Source organism: Chitinophaga niastensis (assembly GCF_003014755.1).
In the GTDB taxonomy this organism is placed as follows: domain Bacteria; phylum Bacteroidota; class Bacteroidia; order Chitinophagales; family Chitinophagaceae; genus Chitinophaga; species Chitinophaga niastensis.
The window spans coordinates 369,354-393,009 of the sequence record NZ_PYAW01000001.1; the positions used below are offsets into that span (position 1 = coordinate 369,354).

The following is a 23,656-nucleotide window of genomic DNA, read 5'->3' on the forward strand; positions in this document are numbered from 1 at the left end:
TGCTGCCTTAAAATTTCACGTTTACACCAACCACCCATGTTTTAACACCTGGGTAAGAACCACGACCAGAAGCCATTTCCGGATCATAATCATGCAAGCGCTTGTCAGACATGAAAGTGAAAGGGTTATTAGCTGCTACATAAATACGTGCAGATTGCATCGCTGCTTTCTTCACCCATATATGAGGAACAGTATACCCCAGGCTCAGAGAGCGGATACGGAAATAAGCACCGTTAAATAACCAGAAAGCAGAGATAGGCGTATTGTTCTGTGTAGCATCACCACCAATCAGGATTCTGGGATATGCCGCATTAGGATTCGGATTGTCCTTAGTCCAGCGTTGCAAATGATATTCTTTTACACCGGCACCATTAAAGAAGGCATAAGAAGCTTCCTGGCCGAAATATACTTTTACATCAGATACACCATAGGTAAGTACATTCAGATCAAAGCCCTTGTAACTCATTCCGAGATTTGCACCATAATTAAGCCAGGGAACATCATTACCCAATATCCTGCGGTCATTACCATCAATTTTACCATCACCATTCGCATCTACATATTTGATGTCTCCCGGTTTGGCATTAGGATACAACAAAGGATACTTGTTTTTGATATCATCAGCTGTCAGCAATCCCTGTACTTCATACCCGTAAAAAGAACCCACAGACTGGCCTACTCTCTCTATGTAGTAGCTACCGGTTACGCGGTTATCATCACCACCCAGGTTTACGATGGTATTCTTGATTTTAGAAACATTTACAGAGATGTTATAAGAGAAATCTTTACCGATCTTATCACTGTATGTGAGATTCAATTCTATCCCTTTGTTGCGGGTAGAACCGGCATTAACACGTGGAGGCAACAATCCATAGACCGCGGGAGCGTTTTTGTCCAGCAAAATACCTTCCGTTCTTTTCACATAATAATCAATGGTTGCATCCAGTTTACCTTTCAGGAAAGTTGCATCCAATCCTACGTTGGTCATGTATACCTTTTCCCAGGTAGTATTTAAGTTAGAACCTGTTTTTTGATAGATACCATTTACAGGATTACCTTCAAAACTATAAGCAATATTACTTTCCAGGTAGTTATAATAATTTCCCACCGGCACTGCGCTTTCGTTACCCAGGATACCCCATGAACCTCTTATCTTCAGGTTGTTTACCCAATTGACATTTTTCATAAAGTTTTCCTCTGATATTCTCCAGGCAGCAGATACTGAAGGGAATTCCGCGAGGCGGTAATCCGGGTGGAAGCGGGATGACAAGTCAAAACGCATATTTGCTTCCAGTAAATATTTATCTGCAAATGAGTAGTTCAAACGGCCAAAGTAAGAGCGTATAGCCCATGATTCAGAATAGGAACCATTAGGATTCTGTGAAGTTGAACCATCGGGAGATAGTCCGGTCAGGTTGTCGCCGGTACTGATATCATCCGGACTTCCACTACCTGCGCCTACAGTACCTAAGCCATTAATAGGAAAGTTTTTCCGACCTACAAATACATCACGATATACGTTACTTTCTTCTGAAGCACCCACCATTATTTTTGCATAGTGATGCTTAATGGTTTTCTCATATTCTGCATATGCCTGCAACAATAAAGCCTGGCGCTGTGCCCATTTTTCCTGCATTTCATTCAGGAGAACCGCCGTAGACGCGATGGGCAACTTTGTATCAAAATCAGTCATGGGCGGCATTGTATTCGTAAACCTGTTGGCAGTACGATTATCCAGTTTCAGGGAAGCCAGGCCTTTGATAGAAAGTCCTTTGAGCGGTGTTAAGGTTCCATTGATCCCTCCTGTAAACGCATTGGATTTATCCCAGCTGCGGCCACCGTCCTGCATTGTACGCAACACGTTGCCATTGGAAAGTGTAGCATCTGCCTTACCACCATTCATGGTACCCCAGGTGCCATCTGACTGAACAGCTACCAGGGTAGGCACTGAACGGTTCAATGTGGTAAAGTTCAGATCACCACCCCTGTTGTTGATATCCTGCTTTACCAGCGATATATTAGTACCGACATTAAATATAGGCAATACCTGTGTGGAGGTATTTAACCGCATTGTATAACGATCCTGGGCGGTAGTAGGTATTAAGGACGCCTGGTTCTGATACCCTATGCTCAGGTAATAGGTAGTGTTTTTGGAACTACCGTTTACCCCAACCTGGATATCCTTAAAAGGTGCGTTTTTACGCAGGGCCAGCTTGTACCAGTCTGTATTAGGATAATGATCCGGATCACTACCATCTGCAAACTTCTTTATCTGATCATCTGTGTATAAAGCAGGTTTTCCGGCATTCAGCTTTCCTTCGTTAAACAAACGGGCATAATCAGCCGAACCAAGATATTTTGGTAAGCGGGTAGCAGATGATGAACCATAACTGGCGTTTACATCAATCATCATTTTACCTTCTTTACCACGTTTGGTAGTGATGAGGATCACCCCATTTGCTGCACGGGAACCGTAGATGGAAGCAGAAGCTGCATCTTTCAATACCGACATGTTTTCAATATCATTCGGGTTGATAGCTGCCATGTCATTACTTGTAGAAGGAATACCATCAATAATGATCATAGGGCCGGGAGCACTGAGGTTCGTTCTTCCGCGTACGGTAATGGTACCGGCATCCTTTCCCACATTACCGGGGCGATTCAATACGGTAAGTCCCGGTACTAAACCCTGCAAAGCATTTTGTACAGATGTAACCGGACGGGAAATCAGTTTATCTGCACTAACAGTAGCCACTGATCCGGTCAGGTTTACTTTCTTTTGTGAGCCGTAGCCTACGACTACTACTTCATTCAACCCTTTGGTATCTTCTTTCATTACCATATCAATGGTAGTGCGGCCATTGACAGCTATTTTCTCCTGCACATAACCAATAAACGTGAATAACAGTGTGGCATCATCCGGCACTTCCAACTGGTAGGTACCATCAACACCGGTAACAGTTCCTTTGCCGGTACCTGTAATCTGTACATTCACACCAAGAATGGGCATCCCTTTTACATCGGTTATTTTACCTTTTACCAGGATGTTTTTAATTACTTTATTTCCGGGAGCTATTACAATCAGTTCTTTATCCAGCGCCTTAAAGGTGAGATCAGTGTTCTTCAACACTTTGCTCAACACAATATCCAGCGGCTGGTCTGTAACATCAATAGAAATAAACTCATTGTTGGGCAATACGTCATTGTTATACACAAAACGAATATGCCCTTGTGCTTCAATGGCCTGCAGCACTTTAGCAAGATTCATCCGTTTGGCGCTTAGCGTGATCCTGGTTTGCGAGTACGCTGTAGCGGAAACCTGCAAACAAAGGGCAAGCATTAAAATTGCTGTCAGCTTCATGATACGTAGAACAAAAGTGAACGCTATTCCGGGTGGGTTATTACCCTTCCCGGAAAGTCTGTTTTTTTTCATACTTTTAGGTAGTTAGAGGTCAATAAAATGGCAACAGCATTCCGGTCCGTCCAAAGACAGAGTGCAGTTACAGCCAGTTGATCTTAATCAGGGGGAAATGTGTCCGCATTTCCCTTTTTTCATTAGTTCACTGCTATTAGCTATCCATATGTTTTAGTTGATGCTTATTTATCTATTAATAACGTGTCGTTGCTCATACGATAATTAAAAGGTGCTGACATCTGTAGCGCTGTCATTACACGTGTTAATGGTTCATCCCGGAAAGTGCCTGTAAACCGGGCATTTTTCATTGTTTCGTCGTTGAAAATTACAGTAATACCGTACCACCTTTGTAACTGCAAGGCTATAACTTCAAATGGTTGATTAAAGAAAGTAAGTCTGCGCTCCCGCCAGGTTACTTCTACAAAATTGCTGTCGCCTGTAAGCATTTTAGGAGCATCGATCAGGTAGCTGACAGTATCGGTTGTATGCTTTTTGTTTATGCTGCTTTTTTTAATATTCTCCAGTTCCGGATTATTCTGTACTACCAGTTTCTGACTGGGTTCCAGCTGTATCTTTCTTCCTTGTTCCTGTTTCATAACAACCTGGACTTTTCCGGTGAGCAAGGTAGTTTCAGTGGTAGCATCTTCCGGGTATGCTTTAACGTTAAAAGACGTGCCCAGCACATTAATATCTACTGCACGTGTATGAATAATAAATGGTTGACCGGCCTGTTGTTTTATATCAAAAAATGCTTCTCCATTCAACACTACCTCTCTGGCTTTCCCTGGTTTCCAATTATTATATTGCAGCTGACTATTAGCATTTAGCCATACCTGCGAACCATCCGGCAAAATCAGGTGTTGCACTTTGCCTATATTGGTAGCCACTTCCAGCTGATATGTCTTTTTTGAATGCAGCAAATATTGTCCACCCACACCTAGTATCACAAAGAGTAATACAGCAGCAGCACCTCTCCATATCCATGGTTTCATCCGGTAAATGCCGGTGTTGGTCGTCTCCTGTATTTTTCCTTCCAGCCCCAGCCAGATTCTTTTCTTTTCTTCTGCCTCCCTGTCTGCGCTACCCAACAGGTCTTCAGCCGGAATCATGTCCAGCGTCTGGTACCAGTTATACAGCTGTTCCTCTTCATCAGCCGACAAGATGGTACTGCTTTGTTTTATCAGCAAAGTCCGGATATGCTCCGGGATATAGCCTGGGATTTCATTTTTCATGGCGTCTGTAATAGATAGTCGATCAAATAGCGTAAGTGTACCAGATAAAATTTAACTTTTTTTAAAATATTGGGCTGGCAGCGTTATCACAGGGATCTGTCCAGTCTTTTGCGGATTCTCTTCAATGCAGTACTGATCTGGTTTCGCACCGTTTGATGGGATAAAGATAACTTCTGGGCTATTTGCACCGCGTTCAGGTTATAATCACGGCTAAGTACAAATACTTCCTTCATTTTAGCAGGCATTTGTCTTATTTCTTCTTCCACGAGCGTATTCAGCTGGCGGTACTGTAGTTCTTCACTAACTTCCGGAGACAGATGTTCCTCTTCCTGAAGTATACTATCGTAGTATTTGCTGCGCACGGTGCGCAGCCTGTAATAATCAATGATTTTGTAACGCAGGGAGGTATAGAGGTATTGCAATAATGTTTCCCTCAATAGTATTGAGTGGCGTGATTTCCACAGGGAAAAGAAGATTTCCTGTATAATATCTCTTACCTCTTCAGTGGTAGCCAGCTTTTTTAAGGCCTGCTGATACAGGATTTTCCAGTAGCGTTCATAAATTTCCCTGAAAGCCCATTCATCATCTTCTCTTAACAAAATCAGCAATTCAGGATCAGTTAAATGCTTCAAACCACGATATCTTTTGGTAGAAAAAAAGTAAAATGTTACTTGCTAACAGTCAGCAACTGCTTATACTTTAGTGGATCATGCAAAATATCCACTGCTGTATTTACTTCACTGTCCCATGCAAGCGATTTTGCGATGCGGCCTTTCTGTAAATAGTAACGGTTGATGATCTCTTCTTCCAGCAGGCGTTTAATCTCTGTTTTATTTTTCAGGAGATCCTGTTTTTTATCGTGTTTCATCTTCGTCTCCACCGTTTCCAGTTCCTTCGCTATGGCATCGTAGTATTTTTCTTTCTTAGCGGTGCTTTTGAAAGAGTCCAGTACTTCCTCACTCCGGGTTTTATAGCTGTAGTCTTTGTTATCGAGATAATGCTCAAAATCGGCAAACTCGCTGTCGGTGAGCGCGAAAGTAGTGGCAGGTGCTATTTTATCATGATTATAATAATAGCTGGTAGCATAATCAAAAATAAACTGTTTACGGATCAGCGTAATGGCTACCTGGCTGACAATGGTAGGATCTACTTTAGCATCCGGTTCAATGCCACCACCATCTTTTACTGCGCGCCCGTTATGTGTGATAAATGATTTGCGCAGGGAATCCGGTACATAATCCACGCTGCCGTCGTCATTACGATGAGAGTAGTCAATGGCCTGTATACAGCGGCCACTGGGTGTATAGTACTTGGCAGTGGTAACTTTCAGTTTGGTATTATATGGCAACTGACGGGTAGTTTGCACCAGTCCTTTACCGTAGGAACGTTGCCCTATTACCAGCCCCCTATCCAGGTCCTGTATGCTGCCGGCTACTATTTCGGAAGCAGAGGCAGAGGAATGATTCGTAAGAACCGCTAATGGAATATGTGTATCCGCAGGCTGTTCTGCCGTTTCGTAATTACGATCCCAGTTCTTCACTTTCCCTTTTGTGCTTACGATGAGTTTGTTTTTATCTACAAAAATATTAGCAACTACAACGGCTTCATCCAGCAGTCCTCCGGGATTTCCCCGCAGATCCAGTACCAATCCTTTTATACCGGGATTGGTTTGCTTCAGCTGTTCAAAGGCTTTGCGCACCATGCTGCCGCTGTTTTCGGTAAACTGCGACATTTTTATATAGCCGATATCATTCTTTATGATGCCAGTATAGCTTACTGCTTTTACGTTGATCTCTTCCCGGATAATTTTCTTAGGTGTTTCCACGCCGGTTACCGGGTTGCGGAAAACCATATCCAGTGGTGTTCCTGCCGCTCCTTTCAGTTGTTTGCTGATATCATCCTGTGGGGCGTTTTTAACAGACTTACCATCCATGCTTACAATAATATCGCCTGGTTTTACGCCGGCTTTATCCATGGGGCTGCCTTCGTATACATCGGTAATGGAAGTCCATTCCCCGTTGGTATAAATAGAAGCGCCTACACCACCGTATTTGCCGGTAGCCATAAATTTGAGGTCGTCCAGATTTTCTTCAGATATAAAGTCTGTAAACGGATCAGTTTCCTCCAGCATAGCTTCAATGCCTTTACGCATTACTTTTTCGGGTGGCAGTTCATCTACATAATAAGTATTCAATTCCCGGTAAAAAGCGGCGAAAATATCCAGGTTCTTGGCAATCTGAAAATATTTATCGCTTTCATTGAAAGCAAAGATGCCCGCTGCTGTGATAAGCAGTAGCAGCATGGCTATCAGTTTCTTTTTTTTATTGAAAAACGCACGCATGCAACAATGTGTATAAGGTGATTGATTTTAATCGTTGGCGAATGATCATCCTGTTTATGGCACCGGATCGTATCCATGTCCGCCCCATGGATGGCAGGACAATATACGCTTTATGGTGAGATAGCCTCCTTTGAAGATGCCATATTTTTTAAATGCCTCCAGCCCATACTGTGAACAGGTGGGCGTATAACGGCATTTACTGCCCAGTAAAGGCGAAATAAACCATTGATAGATCTTTATCAGGAAAATAAACGGATAACCCAACCAGCGCACTACACTTTTCATAATAGCATTTAGCTTTTAGCGATTAGCTTTTAGTAAAAAATCTTCGCTGCATTTAGCTAAAAGCTAATCGCTAAAGGCTAAATGCTGTTTTTAAGCTTCATTAAAATTACCGAAATTTTATCGTGCAGGGTAGAAAAATCGGCTATTTTTTTATCTGTATAGATGAGAAAAACTGCGAGTTGACGGGATTGGGATTGGAGATGATCATATAGATCCTGCTTTTGCAGACGCCAGGCTTCGCGGCCCAGCCGTTTGATACGGTTACGGTCTACTGCGTGTGGGAAACGACGGGTAGCAGCGCTAAAACCTACCTGCACAGGGAATTTATTTACAGGCTCTTTCACTGGCATGTAAATGACACGGTATGGAAAAACAGAAAACGCTTTTCCTTCACGAAAAAGCGTTTCAATAAGTTTTCTGCTTTTTAACCTTTCTTCTTTTTTAAAAGAATAAGTTTTTATGGCAAATCGTATTTAGCTATCAATTATTTCAGCTTACGCTCGTCAGAAACAGTCAGCTTCTTACGACCTTTTGCTCTACGGGAAGCCAATACCTTACGGCCATTAGCAGTTTCCATTCTCTTTCTGAAGCCGTGAACGCTCTTTCTGCGTCTGTTATGCGGTTGAAAAGTACGTTTCATTTCTTTTTTTTGTTTTTACCTGTACTATACTAAAACTCCCGATTAAAGGTTACTATTTTTTAAAACGGAAGGCAAAGGTAGCAGAAAATATTTAAAAAGTAAAATTAAAATACAAATTCTTAAATGTAAAGGTGGAATGCAGCTTTCACCGCATTCCACCTTTAATATTAAAAACATTAATTATTTAATACCCAGTTTAACTTTTACAGAAGCCAGGATATCGTCTGCAGCCGGAGAAACCAGCAGCATACCACCTGAACTGTCGATAACGTAGGCATAACCTTTTTCTTTGGCTACGTCTTCAATGGCCTTGCGAGCCTTATCGTAGATAGGTTTCAGCAATTCCTGTTGCTTAGCCTGTACTTTCTGCTCAGCTCCTTCACGGTAGTCCTGAATGCGTTTCTGAGCATCCTGGATTTCCTTGCCTTTGATTTCTTTCATATTGTCGGTCATAGTGGCCGCCTTGTCATCAAAATCCTTCATTTTCTTTGTATACTCATCTACCAGTGCTTTTCCATCACCTTCCAGGGTTTGGGCAAAAGTTTGCAAATCAGTTTCTGCCTTCTTAGCTTCCGGCATACTGGCAACCAGCGCCTGAGCATTGATATGCGCTACCTTGGATTGTGCCATTGCATTCACGCTGAACAAACCGGTAACTGCCACAAAAGCAATAATTACGTACTTCTTCATGATGTTGTCTGTGTTTAAAAAAATTTAAATACTTATGTTAAAAAATAGGTGCACGTTTATTTCTTCACGCCCAGCGATCTTAAAATCTCTTCGCTCTTATCCAGTTTCGGATCAGAAAATATAACGGTGGCTCCTGCAGCCTTATCCAGCACAAAGTCGTACATCCTGCTGGCAGACAGCTTTTGTACAGCATTGTAAATTTTGTCCTGGATTGGTTTTACCAGTTCTTCTCTTTTTTTGAAGAGATCCCCTTCATACCCAAAACGTTTCTTCTGCAAATCCTTTGCATCCTTTTCCTTAGCTACTATCTCATCTTCCCGCTTGCGTTTCAGCTCTTCTGTCAGCATTACCTGCTCCGCCTGATAAGATTTATACATCTTATCTACTTCCTGGAATTTAGCATCAATCTCTTTCTGCCACTGCTCTGCAACAGCATCCAGTTTCTTCTGCGAATCCTTATACTCAGGAATGCTTTCGAGTATATATTTTGTATCTATCACGCAATAGCGCTGTGCACTTGCTGCACCGGCCATAGCCAAGACAATAGCGGCTGTAATAAATAATTTCTTCATGCTACAATAGATTTTTTTGCAAAACCAAACGGCAGTTAAACTTGCAATATATAATTTATTTTCACATTATTCTGGTTCAAAGCCGAGCATAAAGGTAAACTTAGCCGCATCTTTCAAACCACTACCTGGTTGCAGACGGTCAAATCCAATACCGTAATCAAATCCAAGCAAACCAAACATCGGCAGATAAAAGCGCATACCTATACCAGCAGAACGACGCAGCCTGAACGGATTGTAATCCTTCAGATCAGCATATCCATTTGCCGCTTCCAGGAACGCCAAACCAAAGATGGTGGAACTTGGATTCAGACTGAACGGATAACGCAGCTCCATCACATATTTGTTGAACACGGTGAAACCTGCATAACCAGCCGGTTGACCATTCTCCGGATTCACACTCGGATTGGAGGTATAATAAACCGGATAACCTCTCTGGGAGATGATATCACGATCGTAAATAGCAAAGTTGCTCAAACCATCTCCACCCAATTCAAATCTGCCGAAAGGCGACAGCGTTGTACGGTTGTTGTAGCGTCCAATATAACCAAACTTAGCAGCCACTTTCAAAACAAAAGTTTTGTTGTCGCTACCCATAGGGCGGCTCAATGGTACATACCATTCAGCGTTAAAGCGATACTTCTGGTACTCGATAAAATTAAACTGCTGTGAAATTGGCTCCTTAGTGTAATCCTTTTGCGGATTAAACAGGGAATACGGTGGTGTATACTGTGCAGATAACATGAAGTTGGAACCACTACGCGGGAAGATCTGCTGATCCACAGAAGAACGTGCCAGCGTGAGTTTCAGGTTCACGTTATTGGAAGTACCATTTTCAAATCCGGCAATACCAAAGTAGTTATAGTTCTTCAGCTTATACTGCTGATAGTTCACAGCATAGATCAATGTGAAATAGTCATCCGGCCATTTCAGCTGCTTACCCAATGAAACGGTAGCACCTAATACCTTGAAGTGACCATCAACACTATGAGAGGTATCTCCGGGCTGTTTGTAATAGTTATTGTAGGCATAAGGATTCTGGTAACTGCTGTAGAAGCTCACAGAAAACTGATTCCTTTTCTTACCACCCAGCCATGGCTCAGTGAAAGAGGCGTTGTAAGAACGGTAAGCTTTACCATTGGAAGATACACGGATAGATAATTTCTGTCCATCACCACTTGGTAAAGGATCCCAGGTTTCTTTCCTGAAAATATTACGCAAAGAGAAGTTGTTAAACGTTACGCCGAGGGTACCGGTTAAACCGATATAACCACCCCAACCTGCTGACAATTCCAGCTGATCGTTCGCTTTTTCCTCTACGGTATAGTCAATATCCACGGTACCATCTGCTACGTTAGGAACCGGGTTCATACCAATCTTTTCCGGGTTGAAGAAGCCAAGGTTGGCAATTTCACGGTTAGAACGGATCAGATCCTGACGACTGAATTTTTCTCCTGGTATGGTGCGTAACTCACGACGGATAACGTGTTCGTTGGTTTTTTCATTACCTGCAATACGCACTTCTTTAATAGTGGCCTGCGGACCTTCACGCAATCTGATTTCATAATCGATGGTGTCGCCACGGATACCAATTTCCACCGGATCTATCTGGAAAAACAGATAGCCATAGTCCATATAGTAGCCACTGATATCACCGCCTTCCTGCGACATTTGCTTGCCCAGTCTCTTTTCCAGCAGTTCCAGGTTGTATACGTCTCCTTTCTTGATACCGAGTAAACGGGTCAATACAGAATCAGAATACCTGGTATTACCTTTCCAGGTAATATCACCGAAGTAGTATTTTTTTCCTTCGGAGATCTGCATGTCGATGTTCAGATTCTGCGTAAGGGATTTGTAGGTAGTATCTTTTACGATTAAGGCATCACGGTAACCTCTGGAGTTATAGAGGCCCACTACTTTACCTTTATCTTCAATATATTTCCCTTCGTTGAATTTGGCAGAGCTGAACAGCTTAAAGCGGAAGTACGGATCCAGTTGTTCCAGCGCCCGGGTAGGCTGCAGGAAACCGTAGGTTTTCCAGAAATCTTCCGGCTGTACCAGCGAATCCACATATACATGCTCGTTATCCGGATGTAATGTGAAACGGCTACGCTCTTTGGTACCCTTCATCTTCTTCTTGATTTTGGAAGAAGCGATATTGTAGTTGCCCACAATATTGATATTGTTGATACGTACCTTATTTCCTTTATTCACAGTGAATACCAGGTTGGTAGCATTTACCTGCCCGGTATCTTTCTTTTCCTCAATTTTTACGGTAGCATTCCCGAATCCTTTGTCGGCATAAAATTTATGCACAACACTGATTACGTTTTGTTTCACGCTTTGGGTCACCACACTTCCTTTACGCAAACCTGCTTTGGTAGTGATGTCGTCTGCTTCTGATTTTTTGATTCCCCTGAAAATGAAGGAGGACATGCGGGGCATTTCCGTTAATCCTATTTCCAGCCAGATCTTATTGTCTTGGATTTTGGTAACATAGATGGTAACATCGGCAAACAGTCGTTGTGACCACAGGCTTTGGATAGCCTTGGTAAACTGGTCACCACCGGGGTACACCACCTTATCACCAACACTGAGGCCGGAAAGCGACAGCAGCAATGATTTATCCAGGTATTGGGTACCAGCAACGGTGATTTCAGCAATTTCGTATGGTTGCGGAGTTCCCATGCTGGTCGGGGATACTGCTGGCGGGCTAGCAGGAGGCTGCATGGGCGGCACGGTATCTTTTTGCTGAGCGGATACACGTATGCCTGCACTGCAACATAATGCTATAGCCAGAAGGCCCTTAGGAAATAATTTCTTCATTCTGCTGAATTTGTTCGCTTGTTTTGCCAAAGCGCCGTTCTCTGGTTTGGTAATTTAAGATGGCTTGGTAAAGATGTTCATTGCGGAAATCCGGCCAGCGCGTGTCGGTAAAATACAACTCCGCGTAAGCCAGTTGATATAGTAGAAAGTTACTGATCCTGCATTCTCCACTTGTACGGATCATTAATTCAGGGTCTGGTAAGCCGGCGGTACAGAGATATTTATCCCATACTTCTGGCGTAACAGCTATTGGATCGAGGGCTCCACTTTTCACATCCAGCGCTATTTTCCGGGCAGCATTCACTATTTCCCACCGGGCGCTATAGCTAAGCGCCATAATAAGGTTGAGGCCGGTATTCTGGCTGGTAAGCGCAATAGCCTCTTCCATTTCCTGCTGGCATTGGGGCGGCAACATATCCATGTCGCCTATAACACTCAGCCTGATATTATTTTTCGATAATGTATTCACCTCCCTGCGGATAGTGTTTACAAGGAGTTCCATGATACCATTGACTTCGTAAACCGGGCGGTCCCAGTTTTCGGTAGAAAACGCGTATAGGGTTAGATAACCTATCCCCAGCTCTGCACAGGTTTCCACTATGTTACGCACACTCTCTACCCCTTCGTGGTGCCCGTACAGCCTGTCTTGTCCCCTCTCTTTTGCCCAACGCCCATTACCGTCCATAATAATGGCTATGTGGCGCGGTAACCGTTGTAAGTCCAATTTATCCTTCAAGCTCATTTGTGTCAGGCGTATTATAACAGATTATAACAGATTTACTAAAAGGGTGCAAAGATACAAAAATAGAGTAATGACTTTTTTAGCAAAGCCTAAGATGGTGTTTTAACGTAGTTTTAACAGCGAATTCAATCCCAGTGGGGATTTAGACAAGTTCGGAGAGGTATCAGGGCGGTTGGCAGGTATAGAAAGGCTGCCCGCAGAAAGTATTTTTACGGTAAATTAAAATTTACAGTTGTAAGAAGTAAAAAGAATACTGATGGTTAGCTCAATGGTCAGATATTGGTCCTTATCCCGGCTATTCCCGCGCTGGCGGCCCATTACCCCTATAGGTGTACCCAAAGCCCCCGATCTGTCCTGCAATTGTGCAGCTATCGAAGGTTGCCCGTTAGGCAAGGCAGGAAATGCAGCCGGACCGGCGTAAGTAGTACTCACATCATCCAGGTAATCTGTTTTGGTGAAACGATATAACGCTTCCAGTCCCACATTCATCTTTTTGGAAATATTATATTTAAATCCGCCACCAATTAACCAGGCGTAGGATACCAGGCTATAGGGCTTGCGGTCGGGATACAGGGGACTTCCCTGTCCTTCTGTACGCAGGGGCTGCAGATAGTATTTCTGGCCGTTTAAATAAGTATATGGATTGAAATAAAAAATGCTGGCGCCTCCTGTGAGGTATGGCGTAAAGCGTTGATATAAGCTGCCTGGCTCAAAGCGGAAAAAGTTGAAATCGCCCTGCAATGCCAATTCCCACAGATTTGTATTAAAACTCAGGTTACGGCGCCTCTCAAATTCGTTTTTATTATATACGTCAGAATAACCCAACTGCATAAACCGGCCATGCGCGCGAATACCTACATAATCATTCATGTATTTCCTGTAGTATACACCTACAGCGGGTTTTAGGGTATTCAAGGCTCCCCGCGTATTCAAATCCCCGAAGTATTGCGCCGCTCCCACAGAAAGACCCAACTCTCCCACATATTGCAGTTCATTTTGCGCCGACACTCTGCCGGTAAACAGACAACCTGTTGCCAGCAGCAATGATAAAACAAAGTATTTAGGATATAGAAAAGCTTTCCGCATAAATCAGTTCTACTTAAACGCAAAAATGCCGGATTTATTTAATGTATGGCCAATGATTATGCTAACGAATAAACCTTCACGAACCACTCAGGGGGCATAATTGATATTACAATCAGCAGGCAATATATTTGTAAATGTAACAATATATTTTACAAATCTATATTTTAATCGTATTTCTGGCATCAATCCCCCAGAGTAGTTTATTGCGTAAGGTGTGAAGGAAATTGCTATCGTCGAGGCGCAATAAGCTGAGTTTGAAGCGTTCTTTTTTTATCGCGAGCTGCACTGTATTATCAATTGTTTCCATACGACTGTCCAGGGTACAAAGAAACTGATCGCTGCGCCCTTCTACTTCAAAGGAAATAATATTATCGTTGGGAACGATAATAGGCCGCACATTCAGGTTATGGGGAGCCACCGGGGTAATCACAAAATTGCCGGCATCCGGAAATACAATAGGGCCACCGCAGCTGAGCGAGTAACCGGTAGAACCGGTAGGAGTAGCCACTATCAAACCATCTGCCCAATATGTATTCAGAAATTCGCCGTTGAGGTAAGTGTGAATCTTTACCATGGCGGAAGTATCCTTTTTATGAATGGTAAACTCATTCAGTGCATATGGCACCTCTCCAAATAAAGGGATGTTGGCATCCAGGTGTAAAAGGGATCGCTGATCTACCACATAGGTGCGGTTCAGCAATGCCTGCACCAATGCGTAAATCTCTTCTTTACCTATGCTGGCCAGAAAGCCCAGCCGTCCAAAATTAATCCCGATCACCGGGATATTGGTATCCCGTACATAACAAACGGTATCCAGCAAGGTACCGTCACCACCCAAACTCATGAGAAAATCTATCTTCTCTGACAAATCTTCTGCCGTGGAAAACAGGGTGGGGATACTATCAAAAGGAATATGCTGTTGTAAAGTGCGGAAAAAGGGTTCGTAAATAATTGCCTCTATTTCTGCCCGCTGCAACTCCTCCAGCAATAAGCGGATGTTTGCAATATCTTCTGTAATAAATCCTCTGCTATATAGTGCTACCTGCATAATTTAATTTAGCTTTTAGCCATTAGCTATTAGTTTTTAGCGCCGCCAACTAATAGCTAACTGCTAAAAGCTAATAGCTAACCGCTACATATCCACGCTTGTGTGTAAAAATAGTCCTTTTTGCCCTAACTGGTTAATGCTGTACTCTATCCGTAAGCAGGTGTCATAGAAAGAAACGATATCCACACCGATACCGCCGGTGTACAGAAAACGATTGTTCAGAAAACCGTTCCCCGGAAATTTACTATATGCATAACCCGCATCACCAAAGACTTTGGCAAAAATACGTACCGGCACAGTATTAAATTTCTTAGGAACAACGGGGAGTTTCATTTTGAATGATAGCAACTCCTGCCTCAGGGTAGATTTAAGGACCGCAAAACTGGTTCCGTCTATCACATAATATTCCAATCCTCTCAAATAGTCGTCTGAATAGCCAAGGGCTTGCTGGTTAATATAAGGCTGATCATTAGAAAATTTAGCCTGGCTGCGGATACCCAGTGCTGCAAAGGTTTTGGGGCGCAGTTGCCAATATTTGGCCATATTCAACCGGAAATGGATGTCGTCAATATCACTAAACGGACCAATCCCTCTTTTCCCGGCTTCTGCTACCAGGTTAAAGCCCTTAAGCGGATATACCCAGCTATCTGCCTTAATATAGGTGAGCCGGTAAATGAGATCCAGAAAACGTACACTGGTACGGCCTTTACCAAGATAATTGGGGTTGATGGTCGCCACAGAATCGGCTACCTTTTCATAATTGTAGTTCAGGAAAACCTGGTGACGCGTATTAATGGCTTTACGATAGCTATAATTTACTCCTACCATATATATCTGGCGCAGAAAATCATCTTTCCGGAAAAATTTCTGTTTGTTTTCACTGGTGCTGTCATTAACCTCCCGGTTACGCTTATACGAAATCAATATTCCAAGGCCATGCCGGAAATGTTTATCGATGTACGGCAAGTTATACTGCACAGCAAATCGCTGCGTATAACCAAACTGCAGGGCTGCATTCAGTGCGTCATTGCGACCGGTAAGGTTTTCCTGCGTACCGCTGAGGCCAATATTAATACGGTCAAGGCTATGGTTTTTCTCCACCCACCATTGATTAAAGTTGCGATCCGCCAGTTTGAAAATGGGAAAAGCGAAGGTGTACCAGCGCTCCCACACTTCAAAAACCAGGTCAGCATTATTGCCTTCCCAGTTTTTTATATTGGCGGTAGCATTCAGGAAAAGGGAAGTATTGATTAATTGTTTACGGCGCTCCTCCAGTGTTTCCGCCAGATCTTTGAAATAAATGGTATCGCCTGGTACGGTGCTGATCTCCCGTTGTATAACTGAAGTCCGGGTTCTTTTATTACCAATAATGATAATGTTGCGCACTACCAGATAGCTTGTGTCCTTTGCCGGCACTGACTGGCCTTCAGCAACTTCCGGCAACACCATTCCCAACAGGCATATCAAGCCCAGCATGTAGTAACAGCATCTCAGCATGTAGGTCTTGTGAAAATTTAAAAATCTGTTGACAATGTTCAAATATAATAAAAAGCTTAAAGCGGAGATAAAAGCGGATATATATTCATCGCTTCTATCTCCGCTTCAATTGCTTTAAGCTTTATTTACATGCCGATATAGTTCATCAGCAGATCATAATTCTTCTTAACCAGTTCTTCTTCCGGCTCTTCTGAAAACACATATTTAATCACATAATTAAACCGCTCGAGTGTAGCTACGAGTCCCTGCAACTCCTGGCGATTTGTTTTCAGCACGATTTCCAGCCTGCCGGTAGCAGGATTGGTAATGGAGTTTACACTCAGCAGTGTTACATCATTTGATTCTGCGATACGGGCAATTTCACTGAGGCTGTAATCACGCGGATCTACTTCAAAAGCAATGATACCACCTGGTTCCTTTACGCCGTTATATCTTGCCAAAGCCGCCAGCAGATTATCTTTGGTAATGATACCGAGATATTCATTTTCCCTGGTAACAACCGGCAGTGCTGATAATTTAAAATCGTAAAATAACTTGAGTGCTTCAAAGAGATGTGCATATTCCATGATAGCAGGACGGGTACTGCTGTACTCCATAGACTCCAGCGGTACATCCGGATCTTCAAGATCCATGATATCATCTTCCTCTACCAATGCCAGGTATTTATTTTCCACTACCATCGGTAATTGCGTAAGATGATATTCATTCATCAGGCGCAATGCCTTTGACCCTGCATCTGATGGATGCAGAATAGGTACGGAAGATATGAGTTCTCTGGCGATCATGTTTCGTGTATTCTTATACAATAATAGTAAAGAATATGCCAACAGAAAAAGAAATTACATGTACTGCAAAACTGCTGCGCCTTTTTGTGCAGCCATAAAGCGTTCCGGAAATGTACCGGTTAACTGGCAGGATTATCTTTCAGTTTCTCTATAAAAGCGTGCAGAATCTTGTTGAATTCATCGGGTACTTCCATCATAGGTGCATGGCCGCATTTATCAATAAACTGCAGTTCAGAATTAGGTATCAGCTTTTTAAATTCTTCTCCGACCATGGGTGGTGTAACGGTATCATTGTTTCCCCAGATCAGTAAAGTTGGTTGTTTGATATCTTGTAGCTCATCACCCAAATTGTGGCGGATCGCGGATTTTGCCAGGGTGATAATCTTAATCACTTTGAGGCGGTTATTCACAATCTCGAACATTTCATCTACCAGTTCTTTAGTAGCTACTTTCGGATCATAAAAAGTGAGTTCTGCTTTTTTGCGGATGTATTCATAATCACCACGCTTAGGATAGGTTTCACCCATGCCGTTTTCAAACAAACCAGAGCTGCCGGTAAGGGTCAGTGATTTCACAGGTGCTTCCGGATGTTTCAGCAGGTATACCAAAGCCACATGCCCTCCCAGTGAATTACCCAGCAGATGCAGGTTTTTGTAGCCCCTGGCTTCAATAAATTTATGCACGTATTTGGCCAGTCCTCCTACCGATGTTTCCAGGATGTTTAAATCATACAGGGGCAACATCGGAATCACAACCTTGTTATACTGCCGGAAATATTCGATCATGTGCGAGAAATTGCTCAAAGCACCAAAAAGTCCATGCAATAATACCAGTGGTTCTCCTTCTCCTTCTTCTATGAAACTAAACTTACCCTGTGTTTTGATTTCGTAATCCATTGCCAAATCTTGAAAGTCAATTTTACGCTAAAATAATTCTTTTTATTAATCTAAATACTCTTTGAAACGAGTTAACCAGGTTGAATATGCTGCGCTGCCTTCTCGAAAAATGACTGCAATTGGGAAAACATATCCTTAAAAACCGGGATCACACTTCCCATATGGTTTAGTACCCATGGGCCAATATTCTCAATATAAGGATATACTACAGATTGCAATTTAGTTTCGGGGCTCAGCCAATATACCTGGTTGGCCATCCATAGCACTACACTATAAATTATTATAAATATAACGCTATACAATATTATTCCACCCAGTTTATTCAACCAGCCCAGCATCACGAGTTCTACCAGCTTCTGTAAAGCACCAGCTCCCAGCCGCACCAGCAATACTACACCCAGAAATAAACAGATGAAGCAAAAAACAGGCACCCAACGGGAATGCATATCCCAATGTTGCTGCACATATAAAGCCGTAACGGCAGATAGCTTGAGGGCAGCTGCCAGTCCCAGCATCACTGCTACGAATGAAAATAACGCCACTATCAATCCACGTGTATACCCCTTGTAAATGGCAAACACCATGATAATGGCAAAAATAATATCTATAGGCATAATAGAAATGTGGCATTTTCTTATTTTCTCCCGCTATGTATGCTATTCTTTAGCAACAAAAAAACAGCAGGAGAAAATAAGAGCATCCTGAATTATTTCAGCAGATCTTTTACCATAGCGGAAATAGCCTTTCCATCGGCTTTACCGGCCAATTGTTTGCTGGCAGCGCCCATCACTTTTCCCATATCAGCGGGTGAGCTGGCGCCAACGGCGGCAATAATACCGGTGAGGGCTGTACGTAATTCGTCTTCACTCATTTGTTTGGGCAGGTAACGCTCAATCACCAACAGTTCTTCCTCTTCTTTTACGGCCAGGTCTTCACGATTTTGTTGTCTGAAGATCTCCAGAGAATCTTTTCTCTGTTTAGCCAGCTTTTGCAACAACTTGGATTCATCAGCTTCTGTAAGCTCACCACTGGCACCTTCTGCAGTTTTAGCAACGAGGATAGCAGCCTTGATAGCGCGCAGTGCGCGCAATTCAGCTTCTTTCCTGCCAAGCATGGCAGCTTTGATTTCTGCGTTGATATTTAATTCTAATGACATATGGTTAAGTTTAATGGATTATTTTCCTTCTGCTTCCTGCCTTTCCTGGAACTTCTTGAAGAAGTCCTTTGCAAAAGCACGCATATCATCCGCCTGATCTTTGTAAGGGGTAGCCCTTCCGTAAGTATCTGCCATGGTCATCATGGTCTGAAAAAAGAAATCAGCCATTTCGTCTACCATCATATCTTTTGTCCACAGGTCAATACGTAATGCCGCCTTTTCAGCCGGATCCCAGAAAGATACGATCATGCCCTTGGCTTTGATCATGCGTTCTTCTTTATTATCTGTAGCGCTCCACTCTATTGATTCGGGCACCTTCTGGTCGTCCAGTCCAACCTGGATCTTTATAGTAGATATATTACTCATGATTATCAATTAAAGCGCAAAAATAGCTATCATTTAGGGATTTCGTTATTTAGTTATTGATGGATTTTGCTTAAACAGATAAATAACAAGGGATTTAATATCAAAATAGCTAAGCAGTTAAATGTTTCCATAGTTGCGCTGCAGCGTGCTCCCAACTGCTGAAAGGCTTTATCGGTGGCACTTTTGCCAATAAGCGGGATCGTAATTGTTCATCTTTATATAACAAACTCATTTTCTCTGATAAATCGTCCAGGCTTGCCGGATCTGCGTACAAAACAGTATCCCCGCCGGCCTCGCGGGCAGCCACACTATCCAGGGCTATAACCGGTACCAGGCATCGCTGGGCCGCATATATGGGCAGTGCCAGGCCCTCAAACCTCGACGGATATACGAGCGCATAGGCGGCGGCTGTTAAACGCGCCAGGGCAGCTTCATCCGGACGCTCCACACACACCACATCCTGCCGGAACTTATAACTTTGCAGCGCGGTGGCAATATCTGCACCTGCCGGTGTCAGGCTACCAGCCAATACCAGCTTGATATTGCTGCGCTGCCGCCTTTTCAGGGCAGAAAATGCTTTCAATAGCGGGATGATATTATTACGGGGATGCATACTGCCTGTTACCAGGAAATATTCAGCTCCACTACTAAACTCTTTTTTTACGGCTTCCCGTTGTTCCCATTCCAGTGGCTGATAAAGCGGGCTTACGCCCGTATCCAGCCGGATTGTTTTATCTTTTACTGCCGGAGCATACCGCAATAATTCAGCCTTGCCGGTTTCCGACAATACAGCAATACGTTGTGCCTTTGCCAGGTACCTGGCAGTATTTTTTTTGAGATTCCGTTGTTGTAAAGATGGTTGCAAACCAGCGTCACGCAAAAAAGATAAGTCCCTGATCAGCAAACTGGCAGGTATTTTACTCCTCAGCGGCAAAGTACCATCCAGGCCCAGTACCAGGTCGGGCCGGAAAACTTTCATAGCGCGGGGCAACTGCCATTCCAGCCACCAGTAAAGGTGCCAGGCTTTATTGCCTTTTAGCGGCAATATCACATTCGTCACATTCGCCGGAAATGTAAGTCCGGCGGGTATCTCTCCATCAAAAAAAAATGTAAACCGGTGCGCTGGCTGCTGCCGGCACATTGCTAAAATTATTTCCGTTGCCACTCTTCCGGTATCGGCTGGCATGTCCTGCCGTAAACATGCGGCATTAACAGCAATTTGCATAAACGATTCCTTTGTCTGCGAGCTTGCAAACGTACACAATTTTAGATTCGGGAAGATTGGATTTTGAGATCTCCGGATATATTCGCTTACTGATTCGACTTATTAGTGATATAAAACACTTTCGGTGTAGCTGTATTGGCGGTATTCCCGAAAGAGGCCAATGTTACTGTAACAGCATATGTTTTCAGTGGCTTCAGATGATGAAGCGTAATGCTGAAAGGGTTAGCAGTAACATCAGGCACCGCATCCTGTGCTAAAGGAATGTTTCCTGTTTCTGTTACTACATTCAGCGTTACCCCAACGCCTTTATCCGGTATTTTAGTGGTGATATTTACCTTAAACGTGAAAGTGCTGTCCAATGCCATGTTGTATTTGCCCTCCTGTACATCCGGCAATTCAAATTTCAACGCTTCCTCCTGCGGATTGGGTGCAGGATTATCACGTTTCTTTTTTTTGCAGGAAGAAAAGGTAATCAGGGTAATTGCTAAAAATGCCGGCAGAAAGGTTTTCAATAACATAACAGCTTTATAAAGGAGCTATGAAATTATGATTTATTTATATACAAATCAAATTTTACTTCTTACATCCAGTGCATCCCTTAAACCATTGCCCAGTAAATTAAAAGCCAGTACCAGCAGCATAATAGCGATACCCGGCGCCAAAGCCAGCAATGGATTATGGGTGATGATGAAATTGTAATTTTCTTTGATCATCAGTCCCCAGGAGGGTTGCGGAGGCTGTACACCTACCCCCAGGAAACTAAGTCCCGCCTCTATTACAATAGCCGTGGCAAAATTGCCGGCAGCTACCACCATTACAGGTCCCAGAATATTGGGGAGTATATGTTTTATGATAATGCGCATATGTCCATAACCCAGGGCCCGTGCCGCTTCTACAAATTCCAGTTCCCGGATAGAGAGGATTTGTCCGCGGATGATACGCGCCACACCTACCCACATAGTAAGGCCCACCGCAATAAACACCTGCCAAAACCCTTTTCCCATGGCCAATGTAAGGGCAAATACCAGCAACAGGGTGGGCATAGACCACACCACATTTACCAGCCACATTACCGCATCGTCTGTTCGTCCTCTGAAATACCCGGCTATAGCACCCAACAGCACACCTATACTCAGTGAAATGATCACGGCAATGCAGCCAACCCCTAAACTTACCCGTGTACCTACCAGCAAACGACTCAGGATATCACGACCAAATTTATCAGTGCCCAGCCAATACGTCTGAGAGAAAATCCGTTCCCTGCTGATCTTTTCCTGCAGCTGGCTTAACGGCATCGCTACAGCAGGAGGTTTTCCATACCAAATCTGCTCGAGGCTATACGTTTCCTGCCGACTGGTATATTCATCTACATAACGTTGTACCACCAGTGAGCTGTCCTTAAATTGCCAGGAGCGTACAGGCGTCCACGTTACATCCGACTCCTGACCATACAGTAGCTGGTGAAAAAAAGATACGGAAGCAATTGGCTGTTCTTTTTTAATGGATAACATATGAATGCGGAATCCGGGATGCTGCCCTTCTACTTCCAGCACCATCCTGTTGGCATCCGGTGTATGATCCGGCGCGATGAGATATGCCACAGCACTGACGATCACCGCCAGGGCGATCACCAGCAAACCGGCTACAGCGCCTTTATTACGCCGCAACCGCTTCCAGGAAGATTGAATATTTGACAATGGCTAGCTAATTTAATTTACCTGGCGGCCTTTCCACTGATAACTACCAAACTTGCCCAGCCAGCCGGCAACAACAATATAAGGAATATGAAATAACTGCCCGGGAATAAACCAAACCAGCAACTCCGTTTTATTGAAGAATCTCGCTACCGGCAGAAGGAAATATAGTTCCAACGTAACTTTAAACAATAGTACAATGAGGAACCATGGCCACCATACCGGCATAAATATAGCAATGATGCCCATGACCAGTAAGCAGGCATTAAACAGGTATACCAGCAGTAATACCCAGGTAATCCTTTTATCTTCGTATTTATCTGCCTTAGACGACCAGCGGATACGCTGGTTCATAAAGTCTTTCAACGTATCTACCGCCAATGTACGTACCACGGCATCTTCACTTTTCAGGTACATCACACCATCAGGATAAGCGCTGTAAATTTTGTACATCAGCAGCATATCATCGCCGGAAGCGATATTATCAATACCACTAAAGCCTCCCACATCATAGAATGCCTGTTTTTCATAAGCCAGGTTAGCGCCATTACACATGGTACCAGCTTCCAGTTGGGCCGCAGCACCAGTAATGCCCTGCATGGTCATAAAATCGAGTGATTGCAGCTTCTTGAAAAAATTATGCTCTTTGTAAAAGCTCACCGGTGCCGCTATAAATTTAGGCTGGTGTTTTTCGTAGAACTGCACAATTGTTTCTATCCAGCGCGGTCCCATTACACAGTCTGCATCTGTAGTAACAATCAGGTCTCCGGTGGCCTGTGAGATGGCTATTTCAATGGCTTTTTTCTTATAGGAATTTAACCGCTGCTGTGCGTCCAGGTGACCTTTTAACTGCAGCAGATGTACATTATCTGCCTGGAAACCAGTTACCACGGCGGCTGTATCATCTGTAGAAAAATCATCTATCACAATTATTTCCAGCAAGGCAGCATCATAGGTTTGCTGGCGCAGTGCCTCCAGCAAGGCCGGTAGGTTAGCTGCTTCATCCCGTGCAGGTATAATCACTGTTACAAGTGTTTTACCAGCCTGTTGCCCGGTAAGTGTAAATTTCCTTAGCCGTGTCCAGCCAAGACTGTACCATAACATCAGTACGCCGTAACCTAAGGCCAATCCAATCAGTATTATTAAAAAAAAATGCATCCGGG

At 43.5% G+C, this 23,656-nt stretch carries 23 protein-coding genes; all 23 read right to left on the minus strand.

Annotated elements, in window-relative coordinates:
- Positions 1–7 precede the first annotated feature (7 nt).
- Positions 8–3,433, minus strand: a complete 3,426-nt coding sequence (locus tag CLV51_RS01530; protein WP_106526250.1) for a TonB-dependent receptor — start codon at positions 3,431–3,433, stop codon at positions 8–10.
- A 164-nt stretch (positions 3,434–3,597) separates the two neighbouring features.
- The gene (locus tag CLV51_RS01535) at positions 3,598–4,647 is read right to left on the minus strand and encodes a FecR family protein (RefSeq protein ID WP_106526251.1); all 1,050 of its coding nucleotides are present in this window, start codon (positions 4,645–4,647) and stop codon (positions 3,598–3,600) included.
- An 86-nt stretch (positions 4,648–4,733) separates the two neighbouring features.
- Positions 4,734–5,279: an RNA polymerase sigma factor gene (locus CLV51_RS01540; protein ID WP_106526252.1), complete on the minus strand. Its 546-nt coding sequence runs from the start codon at positions 5,277–5,279 to the stop codon at positions 4,734–4,736.
- 35 nt (positions 5,280–5,314) lie between these two features.
- Positions 5,315–6,988: a S41 family peptidase gene (locus CLV51_RS01545; protein WP_106526253.1), complete on the minus strand. Its 1,674-nt coding sequence runs from the start codon at positions 6,986–6,988 to the stop codon at positions 5,315–5,317.
- 54 nt (positions 6,989–7,042) lie between these two features.
- On the minus strand, positions 7,043–7,273 hold the full coding sequence (gene yidD / locus CLV51_RS01550) for a membrane protein insertion efficiency factor YidD (protein ID WP_106526254.1): 231 nt from the start codon (positions 7,271–7,273) through the stop codon (positions 7,043–7,045).
- A gap of 77 nt (positions 7,274–7,350) precedes the next feature.
- On the minus strand, positions 7,351–7,746 hold the full coding sequence (locus CLV51_RS01555; protein WP_106526255.1) for a ribonuclease P protein component: 396 nt from the start codon (positions 7,744–7,746) through the stop codon (positions 7,351–7,353).
- Between the two features lie 11 nt (positions 7,747–7,757).
- Positions 7,758–7,913, minus strand: coding sequence for a 50S ribosomal protein L34 (gene rpmH, locus CLV51_RS01560; RefSeq protein ID WP_012788729.1), 156 nt, complete (start codon positions 7,911–7,913; stop codon positions 7,758–7,760).
- A gap of 180 nt (positions 7,914–8,093) precedes the next feature.
- Positions 8,094–8,603, minus strand: coding sequence for an OmpH/Skp family outer membrane protein (locus CLV51_RS01565; protein ID WP_106526256.1), 510 nt, complete (start codon positions 8,601–8,603; stop codon positions 8,094–8,096).
- Between the two features lie 56 nt (positions 8,604–8,659).
- Entirely contained in the window at positions 8,660–9,175 is a 516-nt protein-coding gene (locus CLV51_RS01570) for an OmpH/Skp family outer membrane protein (protein WP_106526257.1), read from the minus strand.
- A gap of 66 nt (positions 9,176–9,241) precedes the next feature.
- Complete coding sequence (locus CLV51_RS01575; RefSeq protein WP_106526258.1) at positions 9,242–11,998, minus strand: BamA/OMP85 family outer membrane protein; 2,757 nt, start codon at positions 11,996–11,998, stop codon at positions 9,242–9,244.
- A complete protein-coding gene (locus tag CLV51_RS01580; RefSeq protein WP_106526259.1) occupies positions 11,979–12,740 on the minus strand; it encodes an undecaprenyl pyrophosphate synthase in 762 nt (253 codons plus the stop codon). Before CLV51_RS01580 ends, CLV51_RS01575 begins: the two co-directional genes overlap by 20 nt.
- A gap of 219 nt (positions 12,741–12,959) precedes the next feature.
- The gene (porG, locus tag CLV51_RS01585; RefSeq protein WP_106526260.1) at positions 12,960–13,826 is read right to left on the minus strand and encodes a type IX secretion system protein PorG; all 867 of its coding nucleotides are present in this window, start codon (positions 13,824–13,826) and stop codon (positions 12,960–12,962) included.
- A 157-nt stretch (positions 13,827–13,983) separates the two neighbouring features.
- On the minus strand, positions 13,984–14,874 hold the full coding sequence (locus CLV51_RS01590) for an NAD kinase (protein WP_106526261.1): 891 nt from the start codon (positions 14,872–14,874) through the stop codon (positions 13,984–13,986).
- 84 nt (positions 14,875–14,958) lie between these two features.
- Positions 14,959–16,371 (minus strand): POTRA domain-containing protein, encoded by a 1,413-nt coding sequence (locus CLV51_RS01595; protein ID WP_106526262.1) that lies wholly within the window; start codon positions 16,369–16,371, stop codon positions 14,959–14,961.
- Positions 16,372–16,496: 125 nt separating this feature from the next.
- Positions 16,497–17,156, minus strand: coding sequence for a CBS domain-containing protein (locus CLV51_RS01600; protein ID WP_106526263.1), 660 nt, complete (start codon positions 17,154–17,156; stop codon positions 16,497–16,499).
- Between the two features lie 119 nt (positions 17,157–17,275).
- Positions 17,276–18,052, minus strand: coding sequence for an alpha/beta fold hydrolase (locus tag CLV51_RS01605; RefSeq protein WP_106526264.1), 777 nt, complete (start codon positions 18,050–18,052; stop codon positions 17,276–17,278).
- Between the two features lie 71 nt (positions 18,053–18,123).
- Positions 18,124–18,666, minus strand: a complete 543-nt coding sequence (locus CLV51_RS01610) for a CvpA family protein (protein ID WP_106526265.1) — start codon at positions 18,664–18,666, stop codon at positions 18,124–18,126.
- A gap of 92 nt (positions 18,667–18,758) precedes the next feature.
- Positions 18,759–19,208, minus strand: coding sequence for a GatB/YqeY domain-containing protein (locus CLV51_RS01615; protein ID WP_106526266.1), 450 nt, complete (start codon positions 19,206–19,208; stop codon positions 18,759–18,761).
- 18 nt (positions 19,209–19,226) lie between these two features.
- A complete protein-coding gene (gldC, locus tag CLV51_RS01620; protein WP_106526267.1) occupies positions 19,227–19,574 on the minus strand; it encodes a gliding motility protein GldC in 348 nt (115 codons plus the stop codon).
- Positions 19,575–19,683: 109 nt separating this feature from the next.
- Positions 19,684–20,799: a glycosyltransferase gene (locus tag CLV51_RS01625; RefSeq protein ID WP_106526268.1), complete on the minus strand. Its 1,116-nt coding sequence runs from the start codon at positions 20,797–20,799 to the stop codon at positions 19,684–19,686.
- A gap of 86 nt (positions 20,800–20,885) precedes the next feature.
- Positions 20,886–21,317 (minus strand): hypothetical protein, encoded by a 432-nt coding sequence (locus CLV51_RS01630; RefSeq protein WP_106526269.1) that lies wholly within the window; start codon positions 21,315–21,317, stop codon positions 20,886–20,888.
- Positions 21,318–21,365: 48 nt separating this feature from the next.
- Positions 21,366–22,496 carry an ABC transporter permease gene (locus CLV51_RS01635; protein WP_106526270.1) on the minus strand — a complete coding sequence of 377 codons (1,131 nt, stop codon included), beginning with the start codon at positions 22,494–22,496 and terminating at the stop codon, positions 21,366–21,368.
- A 12-nt stretch (positions 22,497–22,508) separates the two neighbouring features.
- Complete coding sequence (locus tag CLV51_RS01640) at positions 22,509–23,651, minus strand: glycosyltransferase (protein WP_106526271.1); 1,143 nt, start codon at positions 23,649–23,651, stop codon at positions 22,509–22,511.
- Positions 23,652–23,656 lie beyond the last annotated feature (5 nt).